The sequence below is a fragment of the Micromonospora sp. CA-263727 genome (assembly GCF_050942455.1).
In the GTDB taxonomy this organism is placed as follows: Bacteria; Actinomycetota; Actinomycetes; order Mycobacteriales; family Micromonosporaceae; genus Micromonospora.
The window spans coordinates 412,966-429,038 of sequence record NZ_CP192031.1; the positions used below are offsets into that span (position 1 = coordinate 412,966).

The window sequence follows — 16,073 nt, forward strand, 5'->3', positions numbered from 1 at the left end:
GTCAATGGGTATCGAGGAGAAACTTCCCGCCGGCGTCCTGCTCACCTCGGTGGAGAAGCTGGTCAACTGGTCGCGCAAGTCCTCGGTCTGGGGTGCCACGTTCGGCCTGGCCTGCTGCGCGATCGAGATGATGGCCGCCGGTGGCCCGCACTACGACATGGGCCGGTGGGGCATGGAGGTCTTCCGGGCCTCGCCCCGGCAGGCCGACCTCATGATCGTCGCCGGCCGGGTGAGCCAGAAGATGGCCCCGGTGCTGCGCCAGATCTACGACCAGATGGCCGAGCCCCGCTGGGTGCTCTCGATGGGCGTCTGCGCCAGCAGCGGCGGCATGTTCAACAACTACGCCATCGTGCAGGGCGTCGACCACGTCGTGCCGGTCGACATGTACCTCCCGGGCTGCCCGCCCCGGCCGGAGATGCTCATCGACGCGATCCTCAAGCTGCGCGAGAAGATCGGCCACGAGGCGCTCGGCCCGAACGGCCGCAAGATGCTCGCGGCCCGCGAGGCGCGCGGTGACGTGCCGGTGGTGCCGTACGGCTCGATGCCGTCGTCGTACCGCAGCGACAAGGCCCGGCGGGCCGAGTGGACGAAGGCCGTCCGCGAGGGCCGCGAGGAGCAGCTGCGGATCGAGAACTGGATGAAGGCCCAGAACCACCTCCAGCCGTACCGGGGGATCAAGTGACTGACGAGAAGCCGACCAACGACGGCGTACCCGTTCCGGTCACGCCGGCCGGGGCGACCAGCGGCGCGCCCGCCGAGTTCCCGCCGGCCAGTCCCGCCGGTCGGGGCATGTTCGGCAACCAGGGCACCGGTGACGTCTCCGGCTTCGGCGGCCTGCTCCGGCAGCACCGGACGATCGAGGACACCCCCCGGCCGTACGGGGGCTACTTCGACGAGGTGCGGGACGCGCTGGAGGAGGCGTACCCGGCCTTCGGCGAGGCCGTCGAGCACGTGGTGGTCGACCGGGGCGAGCTGACCCTGCACATCCGCCCGGAGCGGATCGCCGAGGTCTGCCAGGTGATGCGGGACGACCCGGCGCTGCGCTTCGAGCTCTGCTCCTCGGTCTCCGGGGTGGACTACCTGGGCGCCGACGCCCGCCGGCTGCACGTGGTCTACCAGCTCACCTCGATGACCTACCGGCGTCGGGTCCGGCTGGAGGCCGCCGTCCCGGTCGAGGTGCCGCACCTGCCCAGCGTCACCGCCGTCTACCCGACCGCCGACTGGCAGGAGCGGGAGACGTACGACATGTTCGGCGTCATCTTCGACGGTCACCCGGCGCTGACCCGGATCCTCATGCCGGACGACTGGGAGGGCCACCCGCAGCGCAAGGACTACCCCCTCGGCGGCGTGCCCGTGGAGTACAAGGGCGCCGAGATCCCGCCGCCCGACAAGCGGAGGTCTTACCAATGAGCGCGTCCAACTACGCCACCGAGCGCGAGACCACCGAGGGCCGGGTCTTCACCGTCACCGGTGGGGACTGGGACGACGTCGTCTCGGGCGTGGACCCGATCAACGAGGGTCGGATCGTCGTCAACATGGGCCCGCAGCACCCGTCCACGCACGGCGTGCTCCGGCTGATCCTGGAGCTGGAGGGCGAGACGGTCCGGGAGGCCCGCTCGGTCGTCGGCTACCTGCACACCGGCATCGAGAAGAACCTGGAGTACCGCAACTGGGTCCAGGGTTCGACCTTCGTGACCCGGATGGACTACCTCTCACCGATCTTCAACGAGACGGCGTACTCGCTCGCGGTGGAGAAGCTGCTCGGCATCACCGACGACGTGACCGAGCGGGCGAACACCATCCGGGTGCTCATGATGGAGCTGAACCGGATCTCCTCGCACCTGGTCTGGCTCGCCACCACCGGCATGGAGCTGGGCGCGATCTCGATCATGCTCTACGGCTTCCGGGAACGTGAGTACATCCTGGAGATCTTCGAGCTGATCACCGGCCTGCGGATGAACCACGCGTACGTCCGGCCGGGCGGCGTCGCCCAGGACGTGCCGGACGAGGCGATCGTCAAGATCCGCGAGTTCCTCAAGGTCATGCCGAAGCGGCTCAAGGAGTACGAGGACCTCCTCTCCGGCCAGCCGATCTGGCTGGAGCGGACGAAGAAGGTGGCGGTGCTCGACGTCACCGGCTGCGTGGCGCTCGGCATCACCGGGCCGGTGTTGCGCTCGGCCGGCCTCGCCTGGGACCTGCGCAAGACGATGCCCTACTGCGGCTACGAGACGTACGAGTTCGACGTGCCGACGCACCCCGATGGCGACGTCTGGGGCCGCTACCTGGTCCGGCTGGCCGAGATCCGCGAGTCGCTCAAGCTGGTCGAGCAGGCGCTGGACCGGCTCAAGCCGGGTCCGGTGATGGTGGCCGACAAGAAGATCGCCTGGCCGGCGCAGCTGGCCATCGGCGTCGACGGCATGGGCAACTCGCTGGAGCACGTCGCCAAGATCATGGGGCAGTCGATGGAGTCCCTGATCCACCACTTCAAGCTGGTGACGGAGGGCTTCCGGGTGCCGCCGGGCCAGGTGTACGTCGGCATCGAGTCGCCCCGCGGCGAGCTGGGTGTGCACGCCGTCTCCGACGGTGGCACCCGGCCCTACCGGGTGCACTACCGGGAGCCGAGCTTCGTCAATCTCCAGGCCCTGCCGGCGATGGCCGAGGGCGGCCTGATCGCCGACGTGATCGCCGGCGGCGCCTCGCTGGACCCCGTCATGGGAGGTTGTGACCGGTGAGCGCGAGGAGTGAGCTTGCGCGCCCCCGACGCCTGGGCGAGGAGCGAGCGAAGCGAGCCCCGCAGTCGCGGGCCGAAGCCGGTGCAGTCGCGAACGGAAGGCGGCGCTGATGAGCACGACAGTCTTCACCGATGAGACCAGGGTCCGGGCGCGGGAGATCATTGCCCGCTACCCGGCCGACCGGTCCCGGTCGGCACTGCTGCCGCTGCTGCACCTCGTGCAGTCCGAGGAGGGCTACGTCTCCCCGGCCGGCGTGGCGTTCTGCGCCGAGGTGCTCGGCCTGAACAAGGCCCAGGTCGGGGCGGTCGCCAGCTTCTACACGATGTACAAGCGCCGGCCCACCGGTGACTGGCTGGTCAGCGTCTGCACCAACACCATGTGCAACGTGCTCGGTGGCCAGGAGGTCTACGACACCCTCGCCGAGCACCTGGGCGTCGGGCACGACGAGACCACCGCCGACGGCACGGTGACGCTGGAGCACGCCGAGTGCCTGGCCGCCTGTGACTACGGCCCGGTGATGACCGTCAACTACGACTTCTTCGACGGTGTCGACCCGCAGACCGCGGTCGGCGTCGTCGACGAGCTGCGGGCCGGTGGCCGGCCCACGCCGAGCCGGGGCGCCCGGCTCTGCACGCTCAAGGAGATGGCGGTCCAGCTCGCCGGCTTCGCCGACGAGCGGGAGGGTGCGGTCGCCGACGGCGTGCCGGGCGAGCCGTCCCTGCGCGGCCTGCGGCTGGCCCAGCAGCACGGCATCTCGGCGCCGGGCTTCGACCCGAACACGCCGATCCGCAGCGGGCAGTCCGGCGGCAAGCCGGCCCCGGCCACGCCGGCCAAGGCGGCGCCGACCGGCAGCACCGCGCCCGACGTGCCGGCCCCCGACCGCAAGTCGCCGCAGCTGCGTACGGCCGAGACCCGGCAGCCGGACGCCGGGACCGCCGTGCCGGACGCCCCCGGCACCCGGCTGCCGGCCGATGGCCCGCCGCCCGGTCCGCGTGACGCCCGGGCCGCGGAGGCCGCCGGGGCCGCGGCCAACAAGCCGGCCGGTGACGCCAAGCCTGCCGGCGACGACGCCGAGGCGCAGGAGCGCAACCTCAGGGAGGCGGAGTCCACCGGCCCCGGCCCGGGCTCCGCGAACGACAAGGGGGCTCAGAAGTGACCACGCCTCGGCCCGAGACCCTGGCCAAGCTGACGCCGGTGCTCACCAAGCGCTGGCTGTCGACGGACGCCTGGCGGATCGGCACCTACGAGAAGCTCGACGGCTACGCGGCACTGCGCAAGGCGCTCAAGGCACACCCGGACGACCTGATCCAGCTGATCAAGGACTCCGGGCTGCGGGGCCGCGGCGGTGCCGGCTTCCCCACCGGTCTCAAGTGGGGCTTCATTCCGCAGGGCGACGGCAAGCCGCACTACCTGGTGGTGAACGCCGACGAGGGCGAGCCGGGCACCTGCAAGGACCTGCCGCTGATGACGCACGACCCGCACTCGCTGGTCGAGGGCGTGATCATCGCGTCGTACGCGATCCGGGCCAACCGGGCCTACATCTACATCCGTGGTGAGGCGGTGCACGCCGCACGCCGGCTGCGCAACGCGGTGAACGAGGCGCACGCCAAGGGCTACCTCGGGCGGAACATCCTCGGCTCGGGCTTCGACCTGGAGCTGGTGGTGCACTCGGGCGCCGGGGCGTACATCTGCGGCGAGGAGACGGCGCTGCTCGACTCGCTGGAGGGCTTCCGCGGGCAGCCCCGGCTGCGCCCGCCCTTCCCGGCGACGCACGGCCTGTACGCCAGCCCCACGGTGGTCAACAACGTCGGCACCATCGCCAGCGTGCCGTACGTCGTGCTCGGCGGGGCCGACTGGTGGAAGAGCATGGGCACGGAGAAGTCCTCCGGGCCGATGATCTACTCCCTCTCCGGCCGGATCGCCAACCCGGGCCAGTACGAGTGCGGCCTCGGCATCACCCTGCGCGAGCTGCTGGAGCTGGCCGGTGGGATGCAGCCCGGGCACAACCTGAAGTTCTGGACCCCGGGCGGGTCGTCCACCCCGCTGCTCACCGCCGAGCACCTGGACGTGCCGCTGGACTTCGAGGGGGTGGCCGCCGCCGGCTCGATCCTCGGCACCACGGCCACCCAGATCTTCTCCGACCAGGACTGCCCGGTCTACGCGACCTACCGGTGGCTGGAGTTCTACCACCACGAGTCGTGCGGCAAGTGCACCCCGTGCCGGGAGGGCAACTACTGGATGGTCCGGGTCTACCGGCGCATCCTCGCCGGCCAGGGCACCCACGACGACCTGGACACCCTGCTCGACACCTGCGACAACATCCTCGGCCGCTCGTTCTGCGGCCTGGGTGACGGTGCCACCAGCTCGGTGACCTCGTCACTGAAGTACTTCAAGCAGGACTACCTCGACTACATCGAGGGACGGACTGCACCGAGGTTGTCCGACAAGCAGTTGGTGGGAGCCCACTAATGACGGACGTTGCCAAGTCGACCGAGACGGTCACCCTCACCATCGACGGTGTCGAGGTCACCGCCCCGAAGGGGGCGCTGCTGATCCGGGTCGCCGAGCAGCTCGGCACCGAGATCCCCCGGTTCTGCGACCACCCGCTGCTGGCCCCGGCCGGCGCCTGCCGGCAGTGCCTGGTGGAGGTGGAGGGGCAGCGCAAGCCCGTCGCCTCCTGCACCCAGACGGTGGCCGACGGCATGGTGGTCCGCACCCAGCTCACCTCCCCGGTCGCCAAGAAGGCGCAGGAGGGGGTCATGGAGCTGCTGCTGCTGAACCACCCCCTCGACTGCCCGATGTGCGACAAGGGCGGCGAGTGCCCGCTACAGAACCAGGCCATGTCGACCGGGCGCAGCGACTCCCGGTTCCACGAGCACAAGCGGGAGTACCCGAAGCCGCTGCCGATCAGCACCCAGGTGCTGCTCGACCGGGAGCGGTGCGTGCTCTGCCAGCGCTGCACCCGGTTCTCCGAGGAGATCGCGGGGGACAAGTTCATCGACCTGATGAACCGCTCCTCCGCCGAAGAGATCAACATCTACCGGGACGAGGAGTACGGCGCCGAGGGCGAGGCGGGGGATGTCCCCTTCAACTCGTACTTCTCCGGCAACACGGTGCAGATCTGCCCGGTCGGCGCGCTGACCGGCGCCCAGTACCGCTTCCGGGCCCGCCCGTTCGACCTGGTCTCCAGCCCGAGCGTCTGCGAGCACTGCTCGGCCGGCTGCGCCCAGCGCACCGACTGGCGTCGGGGCAAGGTGCTGCGCCGGCTGGCCGGCGACGACCCGCAGGTCAACGAGGAGTGGAACTGCGACAAGGGTCGGTGGGGCTTCCAGTACGCCCGCGCCACCGACCGGCTCACCACTCCGCTGGTCCGCGACCAGCGCACCGGGGAACTGCGCGAGGCGTCCTGGAGCGAGGCGCTCGCCGCCGCCGCCGAGGGGCTGCGCGCCGCCCGGGACGGCGGCCAGGGCTCGGCGGTGCTCACCGGCGGCCGGCTGACCGTCGAGGACGCCTACGCGTACGCCAAGTTCGCCCGGGTCGCGTTGCACACCAACGACATCGACTTCCGGGCCCGCCCGGTCTCCCGCGAGGAGGCCGACTTCCTGGCCAGCAACGTCGCCGGTAACACCGACGTCACCTACGCCGACGTCGAGAACGCCCCGGCCGTGGTGCTGGTCGGCCTGGAGCCGGAGGAGGAGTGCCCGATCCTCTTCCTGCGGCTGCGCAAGGCGTACCTGAAGAACAAGCTGAAGGTGTACGCGATCGCGCCGTTCGCCACCCGCGGCCTGGAGAAGCTCGGGGCCAAGCTGGCCCGGGTGGTGCCGGGCGAGGAGGCCGGCGTGCTCGCCGAGCACGCCACGGTGGCCGAGGCGCTCGGCGCCGAGGGTGCGATCCTGATCGTCGGTGAGCGGCTGGCCACCGTGCCGGGCGGCCTCTCCGCCGCCGCCGAGGTGGCCGCGCGTACCGGGGCGAAGCTGGCCTGGGTGCCGCGCCGCGCCGGTGACCGGGGCGCGGTCGACACCGGCTGCCTGCCCAACCTGCTGCCCGGGGGCGACTGGTCACCGAGCCGGCCGCTCGGGCCGAGCTGGGCGAGGCGTGGGATCTCCCGGCCGGGGTGATCCCGAGCCAGGCCGGCCGGGACACCGACGGCATCCTCGCCGCCGCCGCTGCGGGCCAGCTCGGCGCGCTGGTGGTGGCCGGCGTGGACCCGGCGGACCTGGCCGACCCGCGCCTGGCCGAGCAGGCCCTGGACGCGGTGCCCTTCCTGGTCAGCCTGGAGCTGCGGGCCAGCGCGGTGACCCGCCGGGCGGACGTCGTCCTGCCGGTCGCGCCGGTGGTCGAGAAGGCCGGCAGCTTCCTGGACTGGGAAGGCCGGCTGCGCGCCTTCGACGCGGTGCTGGACAGCGCCGCGATGACCGACGGCCGGGTGCTCGACGCGCTGGCCGCCCAACTGGACGTCCAGCTGGGCACCGGGGACGTGCTCTCCGTCCGGCGCGAGCTGGGCAGCCTGCCGGCGACCCGGGTGACGCCGCCCGCCGCCCCGACCCACCAGCCGGGGCCGGTGCCGCAGCCGGGCGCCGGTGAGGCGGTGCTGGCGACCTGGCACCAGCTGGTCGACCTGGGCAGCCTCACCGACGGCGACGAGCACCTGGGCGGCACCGCCCGCCCGCCGGTGGTCCGGCTCGGCAAGGGCATCGCGGAGGCGCTCGGTGTCGCCGACGGCGACCCGGTGACGGTGGGCACCGACCGGGGGGCGTTGACCCTCCCGGCGGCGATCACCGAGATGCCGGACGGCGTGGTCTGGCTGCCCACCAACTCGCCCGGCTCGACCGTGCGGCGCAGCCTGGGCGCGACCTCCGGCGCGGTGGTGCGGGTCTCCGCACCCGGCACGACCGAGCCGGTGGCCGCCGACGCGGCCGGCCGTCCGGGCCCGCTCCTCAACTCCTCCGGGGGTACGGCATGAACTTCCTCGCCCAGGCGCCGTCGCTGAGCGACTTCGGCCACGACCCGTGGTGGCTGATCCTCGGCAAGGTCGTCTTCGCCTTCGTGGTCGCCCTGCTCGGGACGCTGCTCGGCGTCTGGTTCGAGCGGCGGGTCGTCGGCTACATGCAGGTGCGGCCCGGCCCGAACCAGCTCGGCCCGTTCGGCCTGCTACAGACGCTCGCCGACGGCCTGAAGATGGCCTTCAAAGAGGACATCCTCCCGCGCTCGGCGGACAAGGTCGTCTACTTCTTCGCCCCGGCCATCTCGGTGATCTGCGCGGTCACCGCGCTGTCGGTGATCCCGTTCGGCCCGATGGTGAGCGTCTTCGGTCACCAGACGCCGCTACAGGTCACCGACGTGCCGGTGGCGGTGCTGGTGGTGCTCGCCTGCTCGTCGATGGCGGTCTACGGCATCGTGCTCGCCGGTTGGGCCTCCGGCTCGACCTACCCGCTCCTCGGTGGGCTGCGCTCCAGCGCCCAGCTGATCTCGTACGAGGTGGCGCTGGGGCTCTCCATCGTGGCGGTCTTCATGCTCTCCGGCACGATGTCCACCAGCGAGATCGTGGCCGCCCAGGGCCAGGGCGTCACGATGAACCTGTTCGGCTTCGACCTCACCGGTCCGGGCTGGTACGCGCTGCTGCTCTTCCCCAGCTTCGTGGTCTTCTTCATCTCCATCGTCGGCGAGACCAACCGGCCGCCGTTCGACCTGCCGGAGGCGGAGTCGGAGCTGGTGGCCGGCTTCATGACGGAGTACAGCTCGCTGAAGTTCGCGCTCATCATGCTCAGCGAGTACGTCGCGATGGTGACCATGTCGGCCTTCACCGTGACGCTCTTCCTGGGCGGCTGGTACGCGCCGTGGCCGATCAGCATGTGGTCGGGCGCCAACTCCGGCTGGTGGCCGCTGCTCTGGTTCTTCGCCAAGGTCATCCTGCTGGTCTTCGTCTTCGTCTGGCTGCGCGGCACGCTGCCCCGGCTGCGCTACGACCAGTTCATGCGCCTCGGCTGGAAGGTGCTGATCCCGGTCAGCCTGGTCTGGATCGTCTTCCTCGCCGGCTGGCTCAAGGTCCAGGACTGGGAGCGCAACGACCGGCTGGTCGCGTTCGCGATCGTCGGCGGTCTGGGGCTGATCGCCGCGGTGTTCTGGCCGAGCCGCAAGCCACAGCCGCAGCCGACCCTCACCGAGCAGGTCGAGAACCGGCCGCAGGGCAGCTTCCCGCTGCCGCCACTGGATCTCCAGGTACCACCGAGCCCGCGCACCCGGCGCATGGTCGCCGAGCGGGAACCGGCCAACGTTCCCGCCGGCCAGGACTCTGAGGAGGTGTGACGTGGGCGCGATCACCGGAACGTTCAAGGGCTTCGGGGTCACCTTCTCGCACATGTTCAGGAAGGTCGTCACCACCGACTACCCCTTCACCCCGCCGACCCCGGCGCCGCGCTACCACGGGCGGCACATCCTCAACCGGCACCCGGACGGGTTGGAGAAGTGCATCGGCTGCGAGCTGTGCGCCTGGGCCTGCCCGGCGGACGCGATCTTCGTCGAGGGCGGCGACAACACCGACGAGCAGCGCTTCTCGCCGGGTGAGCGGTACGCCAGCACGTACCAGATCAACTACGCCCGGTGCATCTTCTGCGGGCTCTGCATCGAGGCGTGCCCGACCCGCTCGTTGACCATGAGCAACGAGTACGAGCTGGCCCGGGACAACCGGCAGGATCTGATCTTCACCAAGGAGCAGCTGCTCGCGCCGCTGCTGCCCGGGATGGAGCAGCCGCCGCACCCGATGCGGCTGGGCGACAGCGAGAAGGACTACTACGTCGGCAGCCTGACCAACCCGGGCACCTCGGCCGGGGCCGAGCGCTCACCGATGGGGCCGGGCCGCTACCAGGTGGACGAGCACCCGGGCGTCACCTTCCCCGGTGCCGAGCAGGCCGCCCAGCGGGCCGCGGCGGAAAAGGGAGAGACGGCATGACCACGTCGACGGTGCTCGCCGCCGCGGGTGCGGTCTCCGGCGGCGAGGCGGTGACCTTCTGGATCCTCGCTCCGCTGGCGCTGGCCGGCGCGATCGGGATGGTCGCCGCCCGCAACGCGGTGCACTCGGCGCTCTGGCTGGTGCTCACCATGCTCAGCCTGGGCGTGTTCTACGTGCTCCAGGCCGGGCCGTTCATCGGCATGGTGCAGATCATCGTCTACACCGGCGCGATCATGATGCTCTTCCTGTTCGTGCTGATGCTGGTCGGCCGGGACGCCTCCGACTCGCTGATCGAGGTGCTACGCGGGCAGCGGATCGCCGCGATCGGGCTGGGCGTCGGCTTCGCCGGGCTGCTCGGCAGCGGGGTCTACCGGGCCACGCAGGGCAGCACTCCGGTCGGTCTGGAGCAGGCCAACGCGGGCGGCAACGTGCAGGGCATCGCCCGACTGCTCTTCACCGACTATGTCTTCGCGTTCGAACTCACCGCGGCGCTGCTGATCACCGCCACCATCGGCGGCATGATCCTGGCGCACGTCGAGCGGCGCAAGGAGGACAAGCGCGACCAGGTGGCCACCATGAAGGCCCGGTTCGTGCCCGGCAACTACCCCGGCCCGAAGCCCGGCCCGGGTGTCTTCGCCACCTCCTCGTCGGTCGCGACTCCGGCCCGCCTGCCGGACGGGCGGCTGAGCGACCGGAGCACGCCGGACATCCTGCCGGTGCGGGAGCTGACCGCCGAGGAGACCACCCTGAAGGGCACGGAGAAATGAGTGACTTCTTCTCGGTCGAGCCGAACTACTACCTGGTCCTCTCGGCGGTGCTGTTCACCATCGGCGCGGCCGGGGTGCTGGTCCGGCGCAACGCGATCGTGCTGTTCATGTGCGTCGAGCTGATGCTCAACGCGGCCAACCTGGCGCTGGTCACCTTCAGCCGGATGAACGGTGACCTCAACGGCCAGATCATGGCGTTCTTCGTGATGGTGGTGGCGGCGGCCGAGGTCGTGGTCGGGCTGGCCATCATCATGGCGATCTTCCGCACCCGGCGCTCCGCCAGCGTCGACGACGCCAACCTGCTGAAGTACTAGAGGGGCCCACCGGTGGACGAAATCTTGACGTACGCCCAGGCTGCTCCGGCCGAGACCGTCTCCTTCGCGACGGCCGACGGGCTGCTGAGCAGCGTCTGGCTGCTGGTGGCGATCCCGCTGGTCAGCGCGGCGGTGCTGCTGCTGCTCGGCAAGCGGGCCGACCGTTGGGGGCACTGGCTCGGGGTGGCCGCCGTCGGGGCCGCGTTCCTGCTCGGCCTGAGCTACTTCCTCGGGCTGCGTGGACTGGACAACAAGTCGGTCCAGCTGAGCCTCTGGGACTTCATCGTGGTCGGCGGCCTGCACGTCGACTTCGGCCTGCTCTTCGACCCACTGGCCGGCGTCTTCGTCCTGCTGATCACCGGCGTGGGTTTCCTGATCCACCTGTACGCGGTCGAGTACATGGCGCACGACCCGGGTCGGCGGCGCTTCTTCGCCTACTTCAACCTCTTCGTCGCGGCCATGCTGCTGCTGGTCCTCGGCAACAACTACGTGATGCTCTACTTCGGCTGGGAGGGCGTCGGTCTGGCGTCGTACCTGCTGATCAGCTTCTGGTACACCAAGCCGGCCGCCGCCACGGCCGGCAAGAAGGCGTTCCTGATGAACCGGGTCGGCGACGCCGGCCTGGCCATCGGCATCTTCATCATGTTCGCCACCCTCGGCACCACCCAGTACGACGAGGTGTTCAACGGGGTCGGCGCGCTGGCCGGCGGCACCGTGCTGGTGCTCGGCCTGCTCCTGCTGCTCGGCGCGGCCGGTAAGTCCGGCCAGTTCCCGCTCCAGGCGTGGTTGCCCGACGCGATGGAGGGCCCGACCCCGGTGTCGGCGCTGATCCACGCCGCGACGATGGTCACCGCTGGCGTTTACCTGATCGCCCGGTCCAACCCGATCTTCTCGGCGAACCACACGCTGCAACTGGTGGTGGTCAGCGTCGGCGCGCTGACCCTGCTGCTCGGCGCGATCATCGGCTGCGCCAAGGACGACATCAAGCGGGTGCTGGCCTGGTCGACGGTGAGCCAGATCGGCTACATGTTCCTCGGTGTTGGCCTCGGCGGGGCGGCGTACGCGCTGGCCATCGTGCACCTGCTGGCGCACGGCTTCTTCAAGGCCAACATGTTCCTCGGCGCCGGCTCGGTGATGCACGGCATGAAGGACCAGGTGGACATCCGCCGCTTCGGCGGCCTCTCCAAGTACATGAAGATCACCTGGCTGACCTTCGGGGCCGGCTGGCTGGCCATCATCGGCATGTGGCCGTTCTCCGGCTTCTGGTCCAAGGAGCCGATCGTCGTCGCGGCGTTCGCCCGGGAGGGCTGGAGCGGTTGGCTGTTCGGCGGTGCCGCGCTGCTCGGTGCCGGGCTGACCGCGTTCTACATGACCCGGCTCTTCGTGCTCACCTTCCACGGCCCGAAGCGGTGGACCGAGGAGATCGAGCACCCGCACGAGTCCCCGCCGCTGATGACGATCCCGCTGGTCCTGCTCGGGATCGGCTCGCTCGGCGCCGGCTGGCTGCTGGCCACCTCGGTGCCGGACTGGCTGACCGCGACCGCCGGGCTGGGCGTGCTGGAGGAGAGCCACGAGGGAGCGCTGTCGCACTACGCGATCACCGCGCTCGCCCTGACGGTCACCGCGCTCGGCGTGGCACTGGCCTGGTTCCTCTTCCGCAACGGCACGGCGACCACGCCGCAGCGGGCCGGGGTGCTGGTCACCGCCGCCCGCAGGAACCTCTACACCGACACGGTCAACGAGGCGGTCTTCGAGAAGCCGGGCATCTTCCTCACCCGGGCGCTGGTCTACCTGGACAACCGGGGCATCGACGGGCTGGTCAACGGCCTGGCCGCGGGGGTCGGTGGCGGTTCGGGCCGGCTCCGGCGGCTACAGACCGGCTTCGTCCGGTCGTACGCCACCTCGATCCTGACCGGCGCGCTGCTGGTGGTGGCCGCGTTCCTGGCGGTGCAGGCGGGGTGGTTCGCGTGATCGCCCTCAAGAGGCCGACAGCCTCTCACGCGGCCGTCATCGGCGGTCCGCGCATCGACGACGGAGGTAAGGCCGCATAATGTCCGACTTCCCGTTCCTCTCGGTGCTCACCGTGGCGCCGCTGGTCGGCGCCGTGGTGGTCGCCCTCCTGCCGCGCAGCCGGCCGACGCTGGCCAAGCAGGTGGCGCTCGGCTGGTCGCTGCTGGTGCTGGCGCTCTCCGTGGTCATGTGGGTGACCTTCCAGGCCGGTGGCGACCGGTTCCAGTTCCGTGAGTCGTACCCGTGGATCCCGAACTGGGGGGTCAACTTCACCTTCGCCGCCGACGGCATCGCGCTGGTCATGCTGATGCTGATCGCGGTGCTGGTGCCGCTGGTGATCCTGGCCTCCTGGCACGACGCCGAGTCCTCCAAGCGCTCGGTGCCGGTCTACTTCGCGCTGCTGCTCGTCCTCGAATGCACGATGATCGGCGTCTTCGCCGCCGCCGACGTCTTCCTGTTCTACGTGTTCTTCGAGGTCATGCTGGTGCCGATGTACTTCCTGATCGGCAGCTACGGCGGCCACCAGCGGCAGTACGCGGCCGTCAAGTTCTTCCTCTACTCCCTGGTCGGCGGCCTGTTCATGCTGGCCGCGGTGATCGGCCTCTGGGTGGTCGGCGGGAAGACCTTCGACTGGGTCGCGCTGTCCCAGGTGGACATCTCCACCGGGGCGGAGCGCTGGCTCTTCCTCGGCTTCTTCATCGCCTTCGCGATCAAGGCGCCGTTCTTCCCGTTCCACACCTGGCTGCCGGACGCCGGTGGCGCGGCCCCGGCCGGTGCCGCCGCGCTGCTGGTCGGCGTGCTGGACAAGGTCGGCACCTTCGGCATCCTGCGCTACTGCCTGCCGCTGTTCCCGGAGGCGGCCCAGTGGTTCGCGCCGTGGGCGCTGGCGCTGGCGGTGATCGGCATCATCTACGCCGCGCTGCTGGCGGTCGGGCAGAACGACCTGAAGCGGCTGGTGTCGTACACCTCGATCGCCCACTTCGGCTTCATCGGCGTCGGCATCTTCGCCTTCACCACCCAGGCCGGCACCGGCGCCGTGCTCTACATGGTCAACCACGGGCTCGCCACCGGCCTGCTCTTCCTGGTGGTGGGCATGCTGATCGCGCGTCGGGGCTCGGCGCTGGTCAGCGACTTCGGTGGCGCCGGCAAGCTGGTTCCGGTGCTGGCCGGGGTGCTCTTCTTCGCGGGTCTCGCCTCGCTGGCGCTGCCCGGCACCGCGCCGTTCGTCTCCGAGTTCCTGGTACTGATCGGCACCTTCACGGTGAACAAGCCGGTCGCGGTGATCGCCACGCTGGGCATCATCCTGGCCGCGGCATACGTGCTGTGGATGGTGCAGCGCACCACGCAGGGCACCCTGAACCCGGCGTTGACCGAGATCGACGGGATGAAGCGTGACCTCAACCTGCGGGAGAAGGCCGTGGTCGCCCCGCTGATCGCGTTGATCGTGCTGCTCGGCTTCTACCCGAAGCCGGTGACCGACGTGATCAACCCCGCCATCCAGGCGACCATGCAGGACGTCGGCCGGACGGACCCGGCCCCGTCGGTAGACACCGTCCAGGAGGCAAGCCGGTGAGCGCGAGGAGTGAGCTTGCGAGCCCCGCAGTCGCGAACGAAAGGTGGGCCCGGTGAGCGCGAGGAGTGAGCTTGCGAGCCCCGCAGTCGCGAACGAAAGGTGGGCCCAGTGACCGAGCTTGAACTGCCGCCGATCGACTATGCGGCACTCGCGCCGATCCTGATCATGTTGGGTGCGGCGGTGGTCGGGGTGCTGGTCGAGGCGTTCGTGCCCCGGCGACTGCGGCACGCCGTCCAGTTGCCGCTGGCGCTGCTGGCGCTGCTCGCCGCGCTGACCATGGTGGTGCTCAACGCCGACAAGCGGGTGATCACCATCGGGGTGATCGCGATCGACGGGCCGACTCTGTTCCTCCAGGGCGCGATCCTGGCCCTGGGGGCGGTGGCGTTGCTGCTGATCGGCGAGCGGGCCATCGAGCGGGGCGGGGCCTTCGTCGCCCAGGCCGCCATCACGGCCGACTCGCCGGACGACCGGCGGCAGGCCGAGCGGGCCGGTGGTGCGGGCGAGGTCTACCCGTTGGTCACCTTCGCCGTCGGCGGCATGCTGATCTTCGTGTCGGCGAACGACCTGCTGACCATGTTCATCGCGCTGGAGGTCTTCTCGCTGCCGCTCTACCTGCTCTGTGCGCTGGCTCGCCGCCGGCGGCTGCTGAGCCAGGAGGCGGCCATGAAGTACTTCCTGCTCGGCGCGTACGCCTCGGCGTTCTTCCTGTTCGGGTTGGCGATGATCTACGGCTTCACCGCGGGCCTGGGCGACCGCGGGGCCGGGGTCGACTTCGCCACCATCAACGCGGCCGTGGCCAACTCCACGGCCAGCCCGGTGCTGCTCTTCGCCGGGATGGCCCTGGTCGCCATCGGCCTGCTGTTCAAGGCGGCCGCCGCGCCGTTCCACGTCTGGACCCCGGACGTCTACCAGGGCGCGCCGACCCCGGTGACCGGCTTCATGGCGGCCTGCACGAAGGTCGCCGCCTTCGGTGCCCTGCTGCGGGTGTTCCACGTCGCCTTCGAGGGGGCGCGGTGGGACTTCACCCCGGTGCTCGGCGCGGTGGCGGTGCTCACCATGCTGGTCGGCGCGGTGTTCGCGGTCACCCAGACCGACATCAAGCGGCTGCTGGCCTACTCGTCCATCGCCAACGCCGGGTACCTGCTGGTCGGTGTGCTGGCGCCGGGGCGGGACGGCCTCTCCGGCACGATGTTCTACCTGGTCGCGTACGGCTTCACGGTGCTGGCCGCGTTCGCGGTGGTGACCCTGGTGCGCGACGCCGACGGGGAGGCCACCCACCTGTCCCGCTGGGCCGGGCTGGGCCGGCGGTCGCCGCTCTACGCCTCGATCTTCACCTTCATCCTGCTCGCCTTTGCCGGTATCCCGCTGACCAGCGGCTTCACCAGCAAGTTCGCGGTCTTCGGCCCGGCCCTGGAGGGTGGGCAGGCATGGCTGGTGATCGCCGGCGTGCTGACCAGCATGGTGCTGGCCTTCCCGTACCTGCGGGTCGTGGTGATGATGTGGCTCTCCGAGCCGGGTGAGTCGACCCCGACGGTCACCGTGCCCGGCGGGCTGACCTCCGCGGCGCTGGTGATCGGCGTGATCGCCACCCTGGTGCTCGGCGTCGCGCCGGCGCCGCTGCTCGACCTGGCCGCCGGTGCCGCGGACTTCGTCAGGTAGCCGCGACAGCCTCTGGCCGAGGGCCGATCCACGCCGGTGGGTCGGCCCTCGCCACGTATCCCCGGTCCG

Annotated in this window: 12 protein-coding genes and 1 pseudogene; all 13 read left to right on the forward strand. The window is 70.6% G+C overall.

Going from position 1 to position 16,073, the window contains the following annotated elements:
• Window positions 1-4: 4 nt before the first annotated feature.
• The 13 genes and pseudogenes from ACQPYA_RS01905 (at window position 5) to nuoN (ending at window position 16,004) form a co-directional block, all read left to right on the forward strand.
• Complete coding sequence (locus ACQPYA_RS01905) at window positions 5-682, forward strand: NuoB/complex I 20 kDa subunit family protein (RefSeq protein WP_433530915.1); 678 nt, start codon at window positions 5-7, stop codon at window positions 680-682.
• The gene (locus ACQPYA_RS01910; RefSeq protein ID WP_433530916.1) at window positions 679-1,410 is read left to right on the forward strand and encodes an NADH-quinone oxidoreductase subunit C; all 732 of its coding nucleotides are present in this window, start codon (window positions 679-681) and stop codon (window positions 1,408-1,410) included. The genes ACQPYA_RS01905 and ACQPYA_RS01910 overlap by 4 nt, the downstream gene beginning before the upstream one ends.
• Window positions 1,407-2,732, forward strand: a complete 1,326-nt coding sequence (locus ACQPYA_RS01915; RefSeq protein WP_433530917.1) for an NADH-quinone oxidoreductase subunit D — start codon at window positions 1,407-1,409, stop codon at window positions 2,730-2,732. Before ACQPYA_RS01910 ends, ACQPYA_RS01915 begins: the two co-directional genes overlap by 4 nt.
• Before the next feature lie 109 nt (window positions 2,733-2,841).
• Window positions 2,842-3,888 (forward strand): NADH-quinone oxidoreductase subunit NuoE, encoded by a 1,047-nt coding sequence (gene nuoE / locus ACQPYA_RS01920; RefSeq protein WP_433530918.1) that lies wholly within the window; start codon window positions 2,842-2,844, stop codon window positions 3,886-3,888.
• Window positions 3,885-5,201 carry an NADH-quinone oxidoreductase subunit NuoF gene (gene nuoF, locus ACQPYA_RS01925; RefSeq protein WP_433530919.1) on the forward strand — a complete coding sequence of 439 codons (1,317 nt, stop codon included), beginning with the start codon at window positions 3,885-3,887 and terminating at the stop codon, window positions 5,199-5,201. Before nuoE ends, nuoF begins: the two co-directional genes overlap by 4 nt.
• Window positions 5,201-7,695, forward strand: a pseudogene (locus ACQPYA_RS01930) (NADH-quinone oxidoreductase subunit G). Before nuoF ends, ACQPYA_RS01930 begins: the two are co-directional and overlap by 1 nt.
• Window positions 7,692-9,038, forward strand: coding sequence for an NADH-quinone oxidoreductase subunit NuoH (nuoH, locus tag ACQPYA_RS01935; protein WP_433530920.1), 1,347 nt, complete (start codon window positions 7,692-7,694; stop codon window positions 9,036-9,038). Before ACQPYA_RS01930 ends, nuoH begins: the two are co-directional and overlap by 4 nt.
• 1 nt (window position 9,039) lies before the next feature.
• Window positions 9,040-9,681, forward strand: coding sequence for an NADH-quinone oxidoreductase subunit NuoI (gene nuoI, locus ACQPYA_RS01940; protein ID WP_433530921.1), 642 nt, complete (start codon window positions 9,040-9,042; stop codon window positions 9,679-9,681).
• On the forward strand, window positions 9,678-10,448 hold the full coding sequence (locus ACQPYA_RS01945) for an NADH-quinone oxidoreductase subunit J (RefSeq protein WP_433530922.1): 771 nt from the start codon (window positions 9,678-9,680) through the stop codon (window positions 10,446-10,448). Before nuoI ends, ACQPYA_RS01945 begins: the two co-directional genes overlap by 4 nt.
• On the forward strand, window positions 10,445-10,762 hold the full coding sequence (gene nuoK, locus ACQPYA_RS01950) for an NADH-quinone oxidoreductase subunit NuoK (RefSeq protein WP_092381049.1): 318 nt from the start codon (window positions 10,445-10,447) through the stop codon (window positions 10,760-10,762). The genes ACQPYA_RS01945 and nuoK overlap by 4 nt, the downstream gene beginning before the upstream one ends.
• A gap of 12 nt (window positions 10,763-10,774) precedes the next feature.
• Window positions 10,775-12,733, forward strand: coding sequence for an NADH-quinone oxidoreductase subunit L (gene nuoL / locus ACQPYA_RS01955; protein WP_433530923.1), 1,959 nt, complete (start codon window positions 10,775-10,777; stop codon window positions 12,731-12,733).
• Between the two features lie 79 nt (window positions 12,734-12,812).
• Window positions 12,813-14,345 carry an NADH-quinone oxidoreductase subunit M gene (locus tag ACQPYA_RS01960; protein ID WP_433530924.1) on the forward strand — a complete coding sequence of 511 codons (1,533 nt, stop codon included), beginning with the start codon at window positions 12,813-12,815 and terminating at the stop codon, window positions 14,343-14,345.
• Window positions 14,346-14,453: 108 nt separating this feature from the next.
• A complete protein-coding gene (nuoN, locus tag ACQPYA_RS01965) occupies window positions 14,454-16,004 on the forward strand; it encodes an NADH-quinone oxidoreductase subunit NuoN (protein ID WP_433530925.1) in 1,551 nt (516 codons plus the stop codon).
• The last annotated feature ends 69 nt before the right edge of the window (window positions 16,005-16,073 follow it).

Coding starts and splice junctions, on each gene's coding strand:
- nuoH (WP_433530920.1), top strand. CDS start 7,692: ATGAACTTCCTCGCCCAGGCGCCGTCGCTGAGCGACTTCGGCCACGAC.
- nuoK (WP_092381049.1), top strand. CDS start 10,445: ATGAGTGACTTCTTCTCGGTCGAGCCGAACTACTACCTGGTCCTCTCG.
- ACQPYA_RS01915 (WP_433530917.1), top strand. CDS start 1,407: ATGAGCGCGTCCAACTACGCCACCGAGCGCGAGACCACCGAGGGCCGG.
- nuoE (WP_433530918.1), top strand. CDS start 2,842: ATGAGCACGACAGTCTTCACCGATGAGACCAGGGTCCGGGCGCGGGAG.
- ACQPYA_RS01960 (WP_433530924.1), top strand. CDS start 12,813: ATGTCCGACTTCCCGTTCCTCTCGGTGCTCACCGTGGCGCCGCTGGTC.
- ACQPYA_RS01945 (WP_433530922.1), top strand. CDS start 9,678: ATGACCACGTCGACGGTGCTCGCCGCCGCGGGTGCGGTCTCCGGCGGC.
- ACQPYA_RS01905 (WP_433530915.1), top strand. CDS start 5: ATGGGTATCGAGGAGAAACTTCCCGCCGGCGTCCTGCTCACCTCGGTG.